Source organism: Paenibacillus nanensis (genome assembly GCF_003583765.1).
GTDB lineage: Bacteria > Bacillota > Bacilli > Paenibacillales > Paenibacillaceae > Pristimantibacillus > Pristimantibacillus nanensis.
Genome location: NZ_QXQA01000001.1, coordinates 277,434 through 294,280, shown reverse-complemented (window position 1 = coordinate 294,280; position 16,847 = coordinate 277,434). Strand labels below are relative to the sequence as shown.

Sequence of the window (16,847 nt, the reverse complement as noted above, 5' to 3'; positions counted from 1 at the left end):
CGGTCAACGCTCGTTCAGCCGGTCCAGCAGCGCGGCAAGCTCCCGCTCGCATTGCTCCGTCGTCACCCAGGCATATTCGTCATTCAGCAGCTTGCCGACAAAATGCTTCACTTCGGGCTGCAGCTCAAGCTCCGCCTCCCAGCTCTTCTCCTCGGCGCCTGCCGCAGGCTCGTAGCCCGCATACATGACGAACAGGAATAAATGGCCGAGTCCGAACCAATCGCTTGCCGGCGCCGGAGTGCGCATACGGCGCTTTACAGCTGCGGCGCTGTCCTTCGCCAGCCCGCTTCCTTCGCCAAGCGCTTCAAGCAAGTGCTCCGGCAGGCGCTCGCCAATTCGGCATGCCAATCCGAAATCGACAAGATGCAGGAGACCGCCTTGGAGCAGCACGTTCGGAATGCGCACGTCCCGGTGGACGTAGCCTTGCTCATGCAAGTATCGAATCGGCTTCAGCAGCAATTGCAGCATCTTCAGCGCTTCTGCTTCGGAATAAGTCTCGTTCTGCTCATAAATCATATATTCCAGGTTATGACCATTCACATACTGCATAATAAGCGCTTCATCGCGTCTCCTCCTGCTGTAAGCAAGCCGCTTCGGAATTTGCGGATGATCCAGCGCGCTCATGATTTCACTTTCTCGCCTCAGCAGCTCAATTCCCGTTTGTCCTTTGCTCGGCTTATTGCGTTTCAGCAGCACCTGCTCGTTCGTTTCAAGATCTATGCATAGGTAAGCTTGCCCGTAGCTGCCCATCCCAAGCAGCCGCTCAATGCGGTACCGTCCGTTCCATAGCTTGCCGGGCTGCAGCGGATAATCGCGCCAAGCCTCTACGATGCCGCGCCATTTTTGCGCCAGTCTGTTCACCATTTTTGCATCAGCTCCTAAGCGTTGCTAGAATAAGCTTACATGCGTCTGCCCGCTCTGTCGAGCCGCGAAAAAAAGGCAATTGCATATAGAAACCTGAAGGAAACTTTTACGTATTAATAATCAACGCTATACCTTATTAGCGATTCCAAAGGAGGATCCAATATGTTAAAGCGCATTTTACATTCGATAGCCGGACCTAGGTATGGACACCATTTTTTAAGCAGCAGCGATTTCAAGAAAGGGCATTACCCGCCGCCTCATTATCCGCCGCCACCGCCGTATCCGCCGAATCAGCAGCATGGGCATTACCCGGGGCAGCAGCCTTACTATCCGAATCAGCATCACGGGCACCCGCCTTACCCGAACCAAGTTCCGGGACAGCCGCCGTATCCGCAAGGCCAGCCGCCTTACCCAAGCGGACAGCAGCCGTATTACCCGTCTCATCCGCCGCGCTACAATCATCATTATGGGCACGGCTATTACAAGAAAAAGTGGAAGTACAGCAGCTCGTAGGAGCTTGCAAATACGAGCCCCTAAATGTTAAAAAAGTATTAACAAACTAAACATTCTTCTGACGACAGTTTCATAAGAGGCTAAGATGTTCTAGGTATAATGGGAAAAACGCAATCGGAGGTGCATGCAAGTATGATGCGGATCATAACCTTCAAGAATCGTTCCGTCCCTGTCTACTACCCTAACGAACAATCAGCATCTGTAGAACTGCTTCATCATAAATTGTCCGAAATGGAACTGGACTTCGATTTTAGAAAACGGTGGAAACGTATTAAGTCCGTTGAAATGGTGCGCGATGTCGCCATCTTCCAATATAACGACGGCACAAAGCTTTATTTGGAGGTCAGCTAGAAAGCTGGCTTCCTTCTTTCTTAAGAAGGACCTTTCTCATAAGGAAGCATGCTCAGAACGGATGACAAACGAAACGGCAGTGCAAAGGTTATAACCTTTGCACTGCCGTTTCGTTTTCCCTTCCGTCGTAACCCCTGGTTAGAAAATGAATCGGGGGAATATGCCTTGTTCCTTTTCAGCCGCGGATGTGTTGAACATACAGCAGCTGCGATTCGATCGATGCCGCCTCCATCGGCTGGCCCAGCAGATAGCCTTGCGCATAATGGCAGCCCCATTCCCGCAGGAGGTCATATTGCTCTTCATACTCGACGCCTACCGCTGTCACTTCCAGCCCCAGCTTCTTCACGAGGCTAATCAGCGACTCCACGATATGACGTTCCGCACTGATCAGATCTATTCTTCCGATAAAAGACCGGTCGATTTTGAGACAATGAATCGGCAGCTGCTTCAAATTGTCAAAGGAGGAGTAGCCTGTTCCGAAGTCATCCAACGAGATGCGAACACCGGCTGCGCGCAATTTGCTGAGCGCGGACAATGCCTCCGGGGAAGCAATCAATGGGTGCTCCTTCATTTCGAGCTCAATGGCGCTTGCCGGCAATTGATACTCCGAAATCGTGTTCAACACGAAAAAGGCGAAGGTTGGATCGAGCAGCTGCACGGGAGACAGGTTAACGGATATCGTTAGCTCATTCATCCCGTAGGAGCGGAGCATGGACAGCCGCTTGCACGCCTCGCGCAATACCCATTCCCCGATCGGCACGATAAGACCGTTATGCTCCGCGATCGGGATAAATTCGTTCGGCTCTACGCTGCCAAGCTCAGGGTGCTCCCAGCGAATCAGCGTCTCAAAGCCTTTAAGCCGGCCGTCCGACAGGCGGTAAATCGGCTGGTAGCTAAGCTCAAACAAACGAAGGTACAATGCAGGCCGCAAGCTTGATTCGATCAACAGCCGCCTGTTCCGTTTCACCGTATCCTCGTTATTATAGAAATATACACGGTTACCGCCATGCTCTTTCGCTTGATAAAGCGCCGATTCCGAACGGCAAATGAGCTGATCGCTTGTGCGGCCATCTTGCGGATAAACGGACACCCCAATACTGGCCGTCATATGGAACTCCGCTCCCGCTTCCCCTGTAAAGGGGCGTTCCACCGCATACTTAACTGCCTCAACAGCCTGCCAATACTTCTGATCTTCAGCATCTGTCTGAACAATGACGAGAAAGGTGTTGCCTTCCAGCCTGCTGATTCCCTTTGCATGGAATGATGTCGAAAGCCTCTTCTCGATTTGGTTCAGTACGCTATCGCCAAAAGCCATGCCAACCGATTCATTCATCCGATAAAATTTATCCAGATTCACCAACGCGACCAACAATCGTTTACCTGTAAGGCGCGCATCGCCAATGGCGAGCTCCAATTGGACGAAAGCTTCCCTGCGCCCAGATAAACCGATTGACACCATCATTCCCCAACACCCCATCTTCCTTTTCAATCCGTACCTTAGTCCTAGTTATATACTCGCATAGAACTATTAGGAAAATGCCGGACAAACTTTTAGAAGAATGTTAAAGATGTTAGTAGGTTTGGCCAAAAAAAGTGCCCCGCATCAACTGCGGAGCACGAAGTCCAATTCATCGTTCTATTGATTCACTTCCGCAGGCTCCGTTAAGTCGAAGCCAGCGCGCCATACTTGTAACCAAAGCCCCAGACCGTACGGATAAGCTTTGGTTCCTTCGGGTTCTGCTCGATTTTTTTGCGAAGATTGACGATATGTACATCAATAGCGCGATCCGTTACAAAGGAATCGAAGCCTCTTATCGCATTAATCAGCTCTTCGCGGCTGAACACTTTGCCTGGATGAGAAAGGAACAGCTTCATCAGCTCATATTCAGAAAACGTCGTCTCCACATATTGACCGCGCACGAGCAGCAGACGCCGTTCCATGTCTAATTGAACCGGTTCTACGTCCGCGACAGGAGCTGAAGCCGCGGCAACCTGGGCTCCCGCCTCAATATGAATGGCTAGCGATCTTCGAATAAGCGCTTCCACTCTCGCTGTCAACTCATGCATGCTGAACGGCTTGCACAAGTAATCATCCGCGCCTGATTTGAGCGCAAGCACTCGCTCCGACACTTCGCTTTTCATTGACAGTATCATAATTGGTACATGAGAGACGCTGCGAATTCGGGTGCACACTTCGATCCCGTTCATATCGGGAAGCATCAGATCCAGAAGGACCAGATGCGGCACATACTCTTCCGAGAGCTGTAACCCCTCATCACCGCGATAAGCCTGCTTTACGTTGTAGCCTTCTTCTGTCAGATACATCGAAAGCATGTTGCTCATCATGACGTCATCTTCAATAACCAAAATTTTATACATTGGCGTCACCCTTTAAGAATTGAAGATTACTGTCCAATATAGTACCTCTACTATACAATAATGATGACCCAGGGACAACCGATTGTTAGAAATTTGTTAGATTTATTTGTCGAACTTCTGACGAGCGCCGTGCAGCCCCGCCAAAAGCTTGGCAAGCTCCTTCTCCAAATGAGCGATCGCCAGTTGCATCTCCTTCGGCTCGCCGTCAGGACGCTTCAGCTGCTCGCTCACCAAATTTGCGGCATCGCATAATTCATAAGCGGACAAGTACCCGCCAGCCCCTTTGAGCGTATGAAGCATGCGAGCGACCGTCTCCCGGTCGCCTTGCTTCAGCACCATCCGCAGCCGATCCATAAACTCAGTATAATCAAGACGGAATTGATCAATCATATGCAGCAAAATTTGCTTCTTCCCGTTCACGCGCTCAAGCGCGCTTTCCACATCCATTCCAGGGATTTGCGGCAGCTTCTCGGCTGCAGCAAGGCTTTCGGCCGGCGCCAAGCCGCCGGCCGAGGAACGGTAAGATGTTCTTCCAAGCTCCGGATGGGCCTCCAGTCTATCCAGCCAAAAGGATAGTGCATCCAGCAGCTTTTCCTCCGATAACGGCTTTGTGAGCGTGTCATTCATTCCCAGCCTCAAATACTTCTCGTGATCCTTCTGCAAAATATTCGCCGTTACCGCAATAATCGGAATGCGATCAAACTGCGGCTTGCATCGAATGATCCGAGTGGCCTCCGTACCGTCCATGACCGGCATATGAATGTCCATCAAGATCAAATCCCATGCTTCCTTCTCGAGCATGTCCAGAACCTGCTGGCCATTCTCGGCCAACCCCACCTGATATCCATTGCTGTTCAGCATCTCCACAGCAACCAACTGGTTAATTTTGTTATCTTCCGCTAACAAAATTTTAACATTTGTAACATTTCCTTTACAGCTAGGACTCTTTTGCCCTTGCTGTCCGTTATGCTGTCCGTCGAGCGAACGGTTCCTCAGCGCTTCGCTAAGCGCGCGCGCAATGGCGCCGCGAGTCGCAGGCTTCGTTAATATCGCAAGAGGCCGCTCCTCTGCAGAAAGCCTCTGCAGCTCATCCCTGCCGAACGTTGTTGTGAGCGCGATGATTCGGGCGCCTGCCTTATCCGCCTCGGCTCGGAAGGTGTTCCATGTATCAATGCCGTACATGTCCGGCATCTCCATATCCATCAGCAGCAGCTGAGGAAGGGCTCCGGCTCCGACGCGTCTAAGCCGCTCGAGCGCAGTCTCCCAGCTGTCGTACGCAAGGACGGTCAGACCCATGGTTTCAAACATATAGCTCCAATGGTCTCTCATCTTCCGGTCATCTTCAACGACCCAAATAATTCCTTCACGGTCTTCCGGCAATTCCGCCGTCAGCCAATCACGAGGCGTCTCCGCCGGCTTCTCCGCAACTTCGAACGGAAGCGTAAAGAAGAATCGGCTGCCAACCCCTTCTTGGCTGCTGACCTGCAGCGTGCCGCCCATCAGCGCCACTAGCCTTTGGGAGATTACAAGTCCAAGTCCGGTGCCTCCAAACTTCCGCGTAGTCGAGCTGTCGGCTTGCGTAAACGGCTTGAACAGCTTATCGACAACCTCCTGGCTCATGCCGATACCGGTATCCGCGACCGCAAAGCTCAGCAGGATCCGATCCTCCGACTCCCAGGTCACGTCGAGCTCAAGCTTCACCATTCCATGGGACGTAAACTTAATCGCGTTCATGCAAAGATTCAGCAGCACTTGCTCAAGCCGCAGCGAATCCCCGATCAGCTTGACCGGCAGACGGTCCGGCGTCTTGATCATAAACTCGAATTGTTCCTTGCCCCCGAGGAAGAAGCTGAGGCCGTTGGCAAGCCGGTACAGAAGCTCCTCCGGCCTGAACGGACGCTGCTCCAACTCGATTTTTTCCGCTTCGATTTTGGAGAAATCCAGCACGTCGTTAATGATCCGGAGCAGCGACTCCGAGGACATATTCATCTTGTTCAAATAATCCTTCTGCACAACCGACAGCTCCGTCTTGCGCAGAAGCTGGGTCAGCCCAATAATCCCGTTCAGAGGGGTGCGTATCTCGTGGCTCATCAGCGCAAGGAAGCGGCTCTTCGCCATATTCGCCTCCTCCGCCTCAAGCGTTGCGCGAACCAGTTCCTCTTGCACAAGCTTCTGCTCGGTAATATCTCTCGCAATACAAGAGTAGAACCGGTCGCCGGTCGCTTGATCCACGTGAGCGACGACGACCATGGACACATGCAGCACCTCGCCGTTTAATTTGGTCAGCTCGGCGACGCTTTCCCAAAACCCGAATTTTTTGGCCAGCTCCGCGCCTTTCAGAAGATGCGCGTACATATGGGAATCGACGTACCGCTCTAACGTTTCACCGATTTCATCGGAGTTGTTAAGACCGAGCATCTCTTTACCTGCACGGTTCATATAAATGACGCTGCCGTCCATATCGACCGAAGCGATTAAATCCTTGGCGGATTCCACAATGTCCATAAGCCGGTTGCGCGCGTTCTCCACTTGCTTGGTTTCGGAAATGTTCCTCACCATGCCGACAACGCCGGAGAACCTCCCGTTCCGGTCGCGCAGCCCGTTGGAGCTGTGAAGCGTTGGAATGCGCGTTCCATCCTTATGGATGAATGTCCATTCGCGTTCATAGGAGAACTTCCGATGCCTGAGCTCCTTGAATACCTGCAGGCCGGGAAGCACTTCTTTGCCCAGCTCTGCCGAGAGCAGCTCCGCTTCCTTCGCGATTTCATCGGGATCCATAAAGAGTAGAGGCGTTGCATGACCGACCAATTCCTCTGTCTTATAACCGAGCATCTCTTCGGCCGCCTTATTCAAATAGGTCACCCTGTACTGGTCGTCGAGTACAATGAACCCATATTGATTCTGATTAATAATTGCGCTTAGCTGATCGAACATTTCCTGCAAATGCTCCATCATCCCATTGACCGAATGCGCGAGCTGCCCAATTTCGTCCTCTGGCGAGATGTCCAGATGCTCCGCCTGAAATTTGCCCGCGGCCGCCTGCTCCGTAACATTCAATATACGTTCAAGCCTCTTCACAATACGATGGAAGTAAATAAAGAAAAGCACGGCGATAATGATCTCCGAGACGGTAATCATTGTGACGATCCGCCAAAAAATCGGAGTAAGCATCGCCTTCATATCGTCATACGGCTCCTGCAGCGCTAGCCGCCACGGCGTGCCGTCTATTTTCGAATAAAATACGAAAAACGATTCTCCATCCGCCCTCACCTTCACATGCCCGTTGTTATCTTTAAGCATGTCGCTTGCGACTGCGCTGAGCGCTGGATCCGTCTTCAGAGACGCTGCCTGCTCCTTCACCGAATTGGACGTATAGATCAGGTCGCCTTCGTCGTTATAAAAGCGAACCGGCGCGTCGTTTTCCGCGAAATCAAAAAAACGGTTAAAGGCTGTAAAAGGAATCGAGCCGTAAATCGCCCCAACAATATCCGAGCCGATCCCGTATACGGGAATAACGATAAAGGTCTGCTCTTCCGCGGAAAATGCAGGCTTATAAGGATCGGTTATCGTAATTCTTCCTTCCATTGCCAATCGAAAAAAAGGCTCTCCGCTCATATCCGCCGGGGGACCGTCGCTGCGCTGCGCCATCCCGTCCTCGCTGATAAAGCCGAGAGAAAAATAAGTAAAGCCATTCCGAACGAGCTCGCGCTCCAAATAGTTCAATCGCTCCTCGTTGGTCCCGAAGCGGACGACGCTTGTCCGGCTCATGACCATAACCTCCGCCCGACGAATATCCATCCAGGCCGCGATATTGTCCGCCTGACTGTCCTGCCTGCTGCTGATCTTCTCGATCTCCGAGCGCAGCATCGCGTCCTTGACGGCCGAATAGTTGCCTATTCCGGCAATAAGCAGGGGGATAAGCGATATGACGACCATCAGAATCAGGCCTTTTGTCCGCAGCGACATCTTGTTCATCCGTTATCCCCTCTTCTGCTGTTAAGCTTCAATTGCCTTGCTGCCGCTATTCCGCCGCGGCAAGAATGTCTTCGATTCGACGAAGCTCTTCGCTCGTGAACGTTAAATTATTGAGCGCCGCCACATTATCGTCGATTTGCTCCACCCGGCTTGCGCCGATCAAAGCCGAAGTGACGCGTCCGCCTCTTAGCACCCATGCTAGAGCCATCTGCGCGAGCGATTGTCCCCGCTCCTTCGCAAGCTCGTTAAGCGCTTGGATCTTATTCAGTCTGCCGGCTGTAATTTGCTCCGAGTTCAGGAAGACGCTCGGTCCTCCGGCGCGCGAGTCGGTAGGGATGCCGTTCAAATAACGATTCGTAAGCAAGCCGCCCGCCAGCGGCGAAAAGACAATGGAGCCGATGCCCTGTTCATCGAGCACATCCTGCAGGCCATCCTCGATCCAACGGTTAAACATCGAGTACGATGGCTGATGGATGAGGCATGGCGTGCCCAGCTCTTTCAGAATACGGGCAGCTTCAGCGGTTTGCTCGGCGCTGTAGTTCGAGATGCCGACATACAAAGCTTTACCTTGACGCACGACTGCGTCGAGCGCGCTCATCGTCTCTTCCAGCGGCGTCTCCGGATCGGGACGATGCGAATAGAAAATATCGACGTAGTCCAGCTTCATCCGCTTCAAGCTTTGATCCAAGCTGGAGATCACGTATTTGCGGGAGCCCCACTCGCCGTAAGGACCTGGCCACATATAGTAGCCGGCTTTCGTCGAGATAATCATCTCGTCGCGGTATGGAGCCATATCCTTCTGAAGCATTAATCCGAAAGCTTCTTCGGCCGATCCGGGAGGCGGCCCATAGTTATTGGCTAAGTCGAAATGCGTAATGCCCAGGTCAAACGCTCTTCTTACCATCGCCCGGCCGTTCTCAAAGCGGTCGTTGCCGCCGAAGTTGTGCCATAAACCAAGCGAAATAGCGGGTAGCTTCAGGCCGCTCCTTCCTACCCGGTTATATTTCATGCTGTCGTACCGATTACCGCTGGCTTGATAGGTCATGACAAACACCTCCATATTGTAGTAGACAACCTCATTATATACGAAAAACCGGCGGCTTTCGTGAATTACTTGGCCAGCTTCTTATCCAAACTCAGATGCGTGCTGTTCGCAAGCGTATCCTGGAAGAACTGCCGTTGTTCCTCCACCACTCTCTCCCATGAGCCGATGCATCTCGGATCGAAGTGAACGCCGCTTTCCTTGCGCAAAATCTCCATCGCCTCGTCATGCGACATCGCTTGCCGGTAAGCGCGCGATGAGGTAAGCGCGTCATAAACGTCCGCAACGGCTGTTATGCGCGCGACCAGCGGGATATTCTCGCCGGCAAGGCCGTCTGGATAACCCGTACCGTTCCATTTCTCATGATGAAACCGAATGACCGCAAGCTCATCCGTCATAAAGCCAAGCCGCTTGCAAATATCGAAGCCGGACACGGGATGCGCTTCAATAATATCGCGTTCCTCCGCCGTCAGCTTGCCGGGCTTGTTCAAAATGCCGTCCGGAATATAAATTTTGCCGATATCGTGTACAAGTCCCCCTTGCGCAATCGCCCGCAGCTGCAATGAGGATAACCCCATCTCCTCCGCCAGCTTGAGCGCATATAACGCAACGCGGTAATTGTGGCCCGCCGTATACGCATCCTTCGCTTCTGTCGTCAGCACAAGCTGTCTGACGCTCGGCGAGATGTAGGCGTTGATCCAGTCCTGCGGATTAGCCCGGAACAAAAGCTTGATCGAACCGGTCATGGAGCCGGTGCTTAGATACTCCCGGAAGATGCCGCCGACCATCACGATCACCGACGCGAGAAGCATGAAATGGTACAGCCACCAGCTTGCCCTCCAGGGCTCTCCCGTCACCATAATGATCTGCGCGATCAACATCCAGCCCGTGCTGTATACGATGGCCAGCTGCAGCGGGAACCTTGACACCCGATAGGTTTGCAAGTTCGACCAAATCGACCAGCCGTTCATAAGCAGAATCAGGACGGTTGTCACCCATTTCCCGACGCTTCCTTTTAAATGAAGGATATGTACAAAATCAGGGTACAGCCATAGGAAAACGCCAAAAACAAGCAGCAGGAGCGACCACGCGGGAAGCAGTGACCCCTGCTTCAGAGATAACCATCTAACCAGCCTTCGGTCCCCGGAAACCGAACAAAGCCAGAGCCAGAAAGCCGACAGCAGCACGCTCAGCTGGGCGAAGTTCCCCGAAATCGTGGAATGGTTCATCAGAAATCCCGGCGTTGTCAAGCCGTGTAAAATAAACATCGCAGCTAATGACACATAGGACAAAGACAAGAAGCTTACTTTAATGTTTCTTACGCGCGTCGCAACGACCCCCACCGCCGCAGCGACAACGAGCGCCAAGCAGGAGACGAGACTGACGATGTAGAAATGTCCGCTCGGATTATGGATCCAGGCATCGTATGGCGTGAATTGGATCAGAATATAGCCAAGCAGCGGAAAAAGCTGCAAGGCGGCTAGCGCGGCAAATACTTTTTTGTCACTTTTCAAAGCCGATCCTCCCATCACCGTAAGCAGGATGTTCCCTATTCGTTTATCAATAGAAAAAGTTATCCCTAGTATAACTCCACTTCGTCTAAGATTCGACATCATCTGCAACCTTTTTTTATTTTGAATTAAGGTTTTTTTGTTATGGTTTTGATATAGTAGGTGAAGAATTGCAAATTGAAGGGAGTATTATGGGATGAATAACAAAGAATCGCAGACGAACGGCAATCCAATAGACAACGAAGAAGAGAAAAAAGACCGTTATGCTTATGAAGAAAATCAAGACGAAACGGAGCAGGCGGCAGTGTCTGAGCAAGCCGGCGAGTTCGTAGAACCGGACAAGACCGCCGCAGCCGAGACTGCTGCCGCAGCGGCGCCGATCGCGGCGGTTGCAGGAGCCGAATCCGCTCCCCCTTCGAAAAAAGGAGGCGCAGTCGGCTGGATCGTGCTTTCCTCCGTTCTCGTCATCGCGCTTATCGTCGTCCTCATTAAACCGCCGTTCGGCGGCGGCAGCGGCGGCGAAAGCGTCGCAACCGTTAACGGAAAGGCGATTTCGCAGGACGAGCTGTTCGAAGCGATGAAAAAAACTTACGGAGAGTCCTCGCTCGAAACGCTGATTACGAAGACGCTTGTTCAGCAGGAAGCGGACGCAGCCGGCATCAAGATCACAGAGCAGGATGTAACGGACGAGATCGATCTTATTAAGCTGGACTTCGGCTCCGAGGATGAATTCAACAACATTTTGGCTCAAAATAATTTGACGGTTGAGGATCTTCGCGAAGATATGCGCATTAACGCGATGGTGCGCAAGGTGCTCGAGTCCAAAACAGACGTGACGGATGAAGAGATCCAAACGTATTTCGATGAGAATCAAGGCAAGCTGGGCGGCTCGGAAGAACAAGTCCGCGCGTCCCATATCCTTGTCGCTACGAAGGAAGAAGCGGACGCGATCTTGGCTGACTTGAAAGCCGGCGCGGACTTTGCGGAGACCGCAAAAGCGAAGTCGACTGACGGTTCCGCTGCGAACGGCGGCGATCTTGACTTCTTCACGAAAACTCAAATGGTCGAGCCTTTTGCGGAAGCGGCATTTGCTCTTGAGGTCGGCGAGATCAGCGACGTGGTTCAAAGCGAATTCGGTTATCACATCATTAAGAAGACGGATTACAAGCCGGCAACTGAAGCCAACTTCGACGAGAAGAAGGATCTGATTCGTATGAAGCTGGTAAGCGATGAAGTGAATCAGCTTGCATCGCCTTGGATCGAAGAAATCCGCGCGAAAGCAAAAATTACGAATAAGCTGACAGAAGAAGAGCCAGCCGCAAGCGAAGCTCCGGCTTCTGAGACGGCGACGGAAACAAAAACGGAATAATGATTCTAGGGCCGCTTCCAGGCAGCGCATGGCGCTCTTGGAGCGGCCCTTTACTCATGCCTGGGAATGAGGCACAATGGTAGAACATTAATTTTTTCGACAAGGAGGTCTATGCAATCGTGAATCGTTATGAAGTACATACCATCAAGGACGCTTATACCTTATATGAATTGAAGGAATCCTCCACCTCCTCCCGCGTGCTCGTATGCCCGGAGAGAGGCGGCATCGTCATCAGCTGCATGCTTCACGGGACAGAGCTGTTTTACCTGGACCGGACGACGTTCGAGAATCCTGACGCCAATATCCGGGGAGGAAACCCTGTCCTCTTCCCGATCTGCGGGCCGGTGAAGGACTCGGTCTATGAATGGAACGGCCGCGCTTACCGTATGAACCAGCATGGCGTAGCGCGCGTTAATCCTTGGGAGGTCGTATCGGTATCTACGGAGGGCGAGGCTTCCGTCACGCTCCGGCTCCGCGCGAATGAAAGCACGCGGGAAGCTTATCCGTTCGACTTCGAGCTTCTGTTCACGTACGCGCTAGTAGGCGGCGAGCTCCATATCCGCCAAACCTACCGCAATGCGGGCAAGAACGGCAGCATGCCGTTTTATGCAGGCTTCCATCCTTATTTTGCAATTGAAGGCAGCAAAAACATTCCGTATGAGACGGACGCGACCAAATACGTCGACTATAACGACAATGTTGAGAAGCCGTACAGCGGGCGCATTGATCTCGAGCCTTTGGTGGAGTCCGTCTGCCTGCTGGACGCGAAACGCAGTGAAATCGCATTCCCTGTCCGGGATGGCGCGAGCGTGCGTATGCGGTATGACGATAGTTTCAAATACGTTGTGATCTGGTCCGTGAAGGACCGCCCTTTCGTCTGCGTGGAGCCATGGATGGCGCAGCCGCTTGAGATGAACCGACGCGAGGAGCTCGTAATGGTGGAGCCCGGCGAAGAACGAAGAGCAAATCTTACGATTAGTCTGGAGAAGGATGAACAGCAATGATACAAGGATTATATGAGGCGCATTTGCCGGTAAAAGATTTGAAGGTGTCGATTCCGTTCTACGAGAAGCTCGGATTAAAGCTCGCGTGGCGGGAGGGCTCTACCGTTTTTTTCTGGATCGAGGAAGGAAAGAGCTGGTTAGGCTTGTGGGAAGGCCGCGAGGTGGAGACGCCTTATCATCCTTCGCTGCGGCATATTGCCTTCCGAGTGGCCTATGAGGATATGAAACACGCTTTAGAGTGGATGGCATCCATCGGCGTCGAGCCTTCCGCGTTCGGCGGCAGACCTACGTTCGAGCCCTTCGTTCGGCCGAATCAGGGCAACGCGTCCGTCTATTTCAACGACCCCGACGGGAACAGCCTGGAGCTTATGTGCTATGTGGAGGTTCCGGAATCGTTAAAATCGATAACGGACAAGCTGTCGCTTGCGGAATGGGAGCAGCTGCTTAAGCAGGCATAAAAAAGAGGGCTTAATAGCCCTCCCCCTTGCCTCCTGTAACAATCGCGACGCTGGAGCTTGCGCCGATCCGGTTCGCGCCCGCGCGAAGCATAGTAAGCGCCGTCTCCAAATCGCGTACGCCGCCCGACGCCTTCACGCCGATATTCGGGCCGACCGTGCGGCGCATAAGCGCGATGTCTTCCGCTGTCGCCCCGCCCTTGCCAAAGCCCGTAGACGTCTTCACGAAATCCGCTCCCGCTTCCACGCACAGCTTGCATGCCGTCACTTTCTCCTCGTCCGTCAGCATGCCCGTCTCGAGAATAACCTTCAAAGCGGCTTTGCCTTTGCACGCCTCGACAACGCCTTCCACATCGCGTTTTACCGCTTCTGTGTCTCCGGATTTAAGCAAGCCAATGTTCAGAACCATATCAATCTCCGTAGCGCCGTCCGCTATCGCTTGCGACGCCTCGAACGCTTTGGACGCGGTGCTTGTCGCCCCGAGCGGGAACCCGACAACCGTCGTAATGCCTACGCCCGAGCCCTTGAGCTGCTCCGCCGCCAGCGGCACCCAGTATGCATTGACGCATACCGTTGCGAAACGATGCTCCTTCGCCTCCTGGCAAATGGCGATTACATCCGCTTTCGTCGCGTCAGCCTTCAGTATTGTATGATCGATCATCGAAGCAACCTCGGCCGATGACCAATTTGTTTTATTTTCCATCCTGTTATCCTCCATTCCCTTATACAAGGGGTTCGTCTCGTCCTATTATACGAAGCTTTCCGTTAAACAACAACTTCCCCTTATCGTCGTGTGTAATCTCAGAGGTGTTTAAAGCGGTGCGGCAGTATATGCTGTTTTTTTACAAAAGCTTTGATTTTTCGCTACAGGATTTATGTTCCAGCTTGGAGAATATCTACCTGTTCAACTATAAAGGTATGGAGGGATGTTCAGCTCATGGTTAGACAATCGAAATGGATGTTGTCCGCGATTCTCAGCATGTCTTTGGTTCTGGGCGCTGCAAGCAGCGGCGCCGCTGCGGAGGAAGCTTCCGTCCCCGCGGGGTCGAAGCACATTACGCTCCTGCATACGAATGACATGCATGCCCGCGCGGTGGCGAATGGCGGCGACATGGGCTTCGCCAAGCTTGCCGGTATTTTCGACAGCTACAGAACCGAAAATCCGAACACGCTGGTGCTGGATGCGGGCGATGCCGTTCACGGCACAACCTTTGCGACGCTCATGAACGGATCAAGCGTGGTTGATGTGATGAACCTGATGGGCTATGACGCAATGACCCCCGGCAACCATGAATTCAACTACGGAACGGACAGGCTGCTTGCGCTGACGGAAAGCATGAATTTCCCCGTCCTCAGCGCCAACGTCAAGGACAAAGAGGACAACCTGCTGTTTGATCCCTACGTCATTAAAGAAATCGACGGCGTCAAGATCGGAATTTTCGGTTTGACGACTCCCGAAACCGCTTATAAAACCCATCCAAAAAACGTCGAAAACGTAGTCTTCACCGATCCTGCCGAAGAAGCGCAGGCGATCGTTGACAAGCTCGAGGAGGAGACCGATATTATCATCGCGCTTGGCCACTTGGGTCTCGATGAATCGAGTGTCGATACAAGCGCTAAAGTCGCCGAAGAGGTAGAGGGCATCGATATTTTCATCGACGGCCACAGCCATACGGTTCTCGAGGAAGGGCTCAAGGCGGACAACGGCACGCTGATTGTCAGCACCGGCGAATATACGCAGCACGTCGGCGTCGTTGACATTTGGGTGAACGAAGGCAAAATCGTAGACCGGGAAGCGAAGCTGCTAAACGCCGAAGCGGCGGAAGCGATTAAGCCGAACGAAGCGGTCGAAGCGAAGGTCGCCGCCATTCTTGAGGAGCAAAAAGAAATTCTTGCCGAAGAGGTCGGCGAAGCAGCCGTCCATCTGGAAGGCGCCCGCGAGAAAGTCCGCGCCGGCGAAACAAACCTCGGCAATCTGCTGGCAGACGCCCTGCTCTTTGTCACGAAAGCCGATGTCGCGATGACCAACGGCGGCGGTATCCGCGATTCGATTAACGAAGGCGTCATTACGAAAGGCGAAGTGATCACCGTCCTGCCTTTCGGCAATCAGATCGTCACGCTGAAAGTAAAAGGCGCGGATATTAAAGCGGCGCTCGAAAACGGCGTTACCGATTATCCGAATCCGAGAGGCGCTTTCCCGCAAGTCGGCGGCATGAGCTTCAAAATCGATCCTTCCGCGGAAGCAGGCAAGCGCGTCCACTCCATTCTCATCGGCGGCAAGCCGCTGGACGAGAAAGCAGAGTACACGCTTGCGACGAACGACTTCATGGCAGCCGGCGGCGACGAATATTTGATGTTCGGCCAGTACCCGCAGGCCGGCATGTTCGGTTCGCTGGACGAGGCTCTGATCACGTACATTCAGGAGCTCGGCACCGCCGATCCGAAGGTCGAAGGCCGGATTACCGAGGCCCCTGCTCCAGGTACGGTGAAGCCGGAGCCGAAGCCGGAGCCGGAGGTGAAGCCAGAGCCGAAGCCGGAACCGAAGCCGGAGCCGGGGGCTAAACCAGAACCGGCTCAGAAGGTGTACATCGTGAAAAAAGGCGATACGCTGTGGGCCATCGCCCGCAAGCACGGCACGACCTGGCAGGTGCTGAGAGACCTGAACAAGCTGAAAAACCCGGATTTGATCTTCCCTGGCCAGAAAATTATATTGCCATAATTAATCAGCCTCATAGCGCGAAACGGGCATCCCCTTGCGGATGTCCGTTTTTTTGTGCAGGATGTTTCTGCATTTGCAGGCAGTTTTGGCTCCCGCGGCGGTAGCAGTAAAATACGGCTTACTGGGGGCACTCACACCTCGATGAAGGTTCATAAGCAGCAAAGGACTCTACTAACTCGCTCAGCACGGCGTCGGACACTCCACCACAACTCCCGCGCTGCAACAGTAATTATAGGCTTACTAGCGGGCGCTCCACCTCTATTCTGCCCTGTAAGCAGTAAAATACGGCTTACTGACTCGCTCGCAGCCCGACGCTGTGCAGCAAGCAGTAAAATACTGCTTACTGGCGGGCTCTCCACCTCTACTCTGCCCTGTAAGCAGTAAAATACGGCTTATTGACTCGCTCGCAGCCCGACGCTGTGCTGTAAGCAGTAAAATACTGCTTACTGATGGGCACTCCACCTCTGCTCTGCTCTGCTCTGTAAGCGGTAAAATACGGCTTATTGACTCGCTCGCAGCCCGACGCTGTGCAGTAAGCAGTAAAATACGGCTTACTGATGGGCACTCCACCTCTACTCCGCGCTGCAAGCAGTAAAATACGGCTTATTGACTCGCTCGCAGCCCGACGCTGTGCAGTAAGCAGTAAAATACGGCTTACTGATGGG

General features: G+C 53.0%; 13 protein-coding genes. 6 read left to right on the top strand and 7 right to left on the bottom strand.

Annotated features, from left to right (window positions below; translation table 11 throughout):
* Positions 1-3: 3 nt before the first annotated feature.
* Positions 4-864, bottom strand: a complete 861-nt coding sequence (locus D3P08_RS01285) for a serine/threonine protein kinase (protein ID WP_119597616.1) — start codon at positions 862-864, stop codon at positions 4-6.
* A 162-nt stretch (positions 865-1,026) separates the two neighbouring features.
* Here D3P08_RS01285 and D3P08_RS01280 point away from each other — a divergent pair, with 162 nt between their 5' ends.
* Both D3P08_RS01280 and D3P08_RS01275 read left to right on the top strand, forming a co-directional pair.
* Positions 1,027-1,377: a hypothetical protein gene (locus D3P08_RS01280; RefSeq protein WP_119597615.1), complete on the top strand. Its 351-nt coding sequence runs from the start codon at positions 1,027-1,029 to the stop codon at positions 1,375-1,377.
* A gap of 132 nt (positions 1,378-1,509) precedes the next feature.
* Positions 1,510-1,728 (top strand): hypothetical protein, encoded by a 219-nt coding sequence (locus D3P08_RS01275; protein ID WP_119597983.1) that lies wholly within the window; start codon positions 1,510-1,512, stop codon positions 1,726-1,728.
* Between the two features lie 175 nt (positions 1,729-1,903).
* On the opposite strand, the gene D3P08_RS01270 is transcribed toward D3P08_RS01275, so the two are convergent.
* From D3P08_RS01270 to D3P08_RS01250, 5 genes are all read right to left on the bottom strand, one after another.
* On the bottom strand, positions 1,904-3,190 hold the full coding sequence (locus D3P08_RS01270) for a putative bifunctional diguanylate cyclase/phosphodiesterase (protein ID WP_162848324.1): 1,287 nt from the start codon (positions 3,188-3,190) through the stop codon (positions 1,904-1,906).
* A gap of 200 nt (positions 3,191-3,390) precedes the next feature.
* Positions 3,391-4,107 carry a response regulator transcription factor gene (locus tag D3P08_RS01265; protein WP_119597613.1) on the bottom strand — a complete coding sequence of 239 codons (717 nt, stop codon included), beginning with the start codon at positions 4,105-4,107 and terminating at the stop codon, positions 3,391-3,393.
* Between the two features lie 102 nt (positions 4,108-4,209).
* Positions 4,210-8,082, bottom strand: coding sequence for a response regulator (locus D3P08_RS01260; protein WP_119597612.1), 3,873 nt, complete (start codon positions 8,080-8,082; stop codon positions 4,210-4,212).
* Between the two features lie 46 nt (positions 8,083-8,128).
* Positions 8,129-9,127: an L-glyceraldehyde 3-phosphate reductase gene (mgrA, locus tag D3P08_RS01255; protein WP_119597611.1), complete on the bottom strand. Its 999-nt coding sequence runs from the start codon at positions 9,125-9,127 to the stop codon at positions 8,129-8,131.
* A gap of 65 nt (positions 9,128-9,192) precedes the next feature.
* Positions 9,193-10,638, bottom strand: coding sequence for an HD-GYP domain-containing protein (locus D3P08_RS01250; RefSeq protein WP_240647185.1), 1,446 nt, complete (start codon positions 10,636-10,638; stop codon positions 9,193-9,195).
* A 193-nt stretch (positions 10,639-10,831) separates the two neighbouring features.
* Here D3P08_RS01250 and D3P08_RS01245 point away from each other — a divergent pair, with 193 nt between their 5' ends.
* The 3 genes from D3P08_RS01245 to D3P08_RS01235 all read left to right on the top strand — a co-directional run bounded on the left by D3P08_RS01245 (position 10,832) and on the right by D3P08_RS01235 (position 13,466).
* Positions 10,832-12,004, top strand: coding sequence for a peptidylprolyl isomerase (locus D3P08_RS01245; RefSeq protein WP_119597609.1), 1,173 nt, complete (start codon positions 10,832-10,834; stop codon positions 12,002-12,004).
* A 119-nt stretch (positions 12,005-12,123) separates the two neighbouring features.
* Complete coding sequence (locus D3P08_RS01240) at positions 12,124-13,008, top strand: aldose epimerase family protein (protein ID WP_119597608.1); 885 nt, start codon at positions 12,124-12,126, stop codon at positions 13,006-13,008.
* Complete coding sequence (locus D3P08_RS01235) at positions 13,005-13,466, top strand: VOC family protein (protein ID WP_119597607.1); 462 nt, start codon at positions 13,005-13,007, stop codon at positions 13,464-13,466. The genes D3P08_RS01240 and D3P08_RS01235 overlap by 4 nt, the downstream gene beginning before the upstream one ends.
* A 10-nt stretch (positions 13,467-13,476) precedes the next feature.
* Here D3P08_RS01235 and deoC read toward each other — a convergent pair whose 3' ends face one another.
* On the bottom strand, positions 13,477-14,166 hold the full coding sequence (gene deoC / locus D3P08_RS01230) for a deoxyribose-phosphate aldolase (protein WP_119597606.1): 690 nt from the start codon (positions 14,164-14,166) through the stop codon (positions 13,477-13,479).
* A gap of 234 nt (positions 14,167-14,400) precedes the next feature.
* Between deoC and D3P08_RS01225 the strand changes: the two genes are divergently transcribed.
* Positions 14,401-16,182, top strand: coding sequence for a 5'-nucleotidase C-terminal domain-containing protein (locus D3P08_RS01225; protein ID WP_119597605.1), 1,782 nt, complete (start codon positions 14,401-14,403; stop codon positions 16,180-16,182).
* Positions 16,183-16,847 lie beyond the last annotated feature (665 nt).

Excerpts from the sequence above, each read along its gene's own strand:
- D3P08_RS01245 (WP_119597609.1), top strand. The coding sequence starts at position 10,832 with ATGAATAACAAAGAATCGCAGACGAACGGCAATCCAATAGACAACGAA.
- D3P08_RS01280 (WP_119597615.1), top strand. The coding sequence starts at position 1,027 with ATGTTAAAGCGCATTTTACATTCGATAGCCGGACCTAGGTATGGACAC.
- D3P08_RS01225 (WP_119597605.1), top strand. The coding sequence starts at position 14,401 with ATGGTTAGACAATCGAAATGGATGTTGTCCGCGATTCTCAGCATGTCT.
- deoC (WP_119597606.1), bottom strand. The coding sequence starts at position 14,166 with ATGGAAAATAAAACAAATTGGTCATCGGCCGAGGTTGCTTCGATGATC.
- D3P08_RS01235 (WP_119597607.1), top strand. The coding sequence starts at position 13,005 with ATGATACAAGGATTATATGAGGCGCATTTGCCGGTAAAAGATTTGAAG.
- D3P08_RS01275 (WP_119597983.1), top strand. The coding sequence starts at position 1,510 with ATGATGCGGATCATAACCTTCAAGAATCGTTCCGTCCCTGTCTACTAC.
- mgrA (WP_119597611.1), bottom strand. The coding sequence starts at position 9,127 with ATGACCTATCAAGCCAGCGGTAATCGGTACGACAGCATGAAATATAAC.
- D3P08_RS01260 (WP_119597612.1), bottom strand. The coding sequence starts at position 8,082 with ATGAACAAGATGTCGCTGCGGACAAAAGGCCTGATTCTGATGGTCGTC.
- D3P08_RS01285 (WP_119597616.1), bottom strand. The coding sequence starts at position 864 with ATGGTGAACAGACTGGCGCAAAAATGGCGCGGCATCGTAGAGGCTTGG.
- D3P08_RS01270 (WP_162848324.1), bottom strand. The coding sequence starts at position 3,190 with ATGATGGTGTCAATCGGTTTATCTGGGCGCAGGGAAGCTTTCGTCCAA.
- D3P08_RS01265 (WP_119597613.1), bottom strand. The coding sequence starts at position 4,107 with ATGTATAAAATTTTGGTTATTGAAGATGACGTCATGATGAGCAACATG.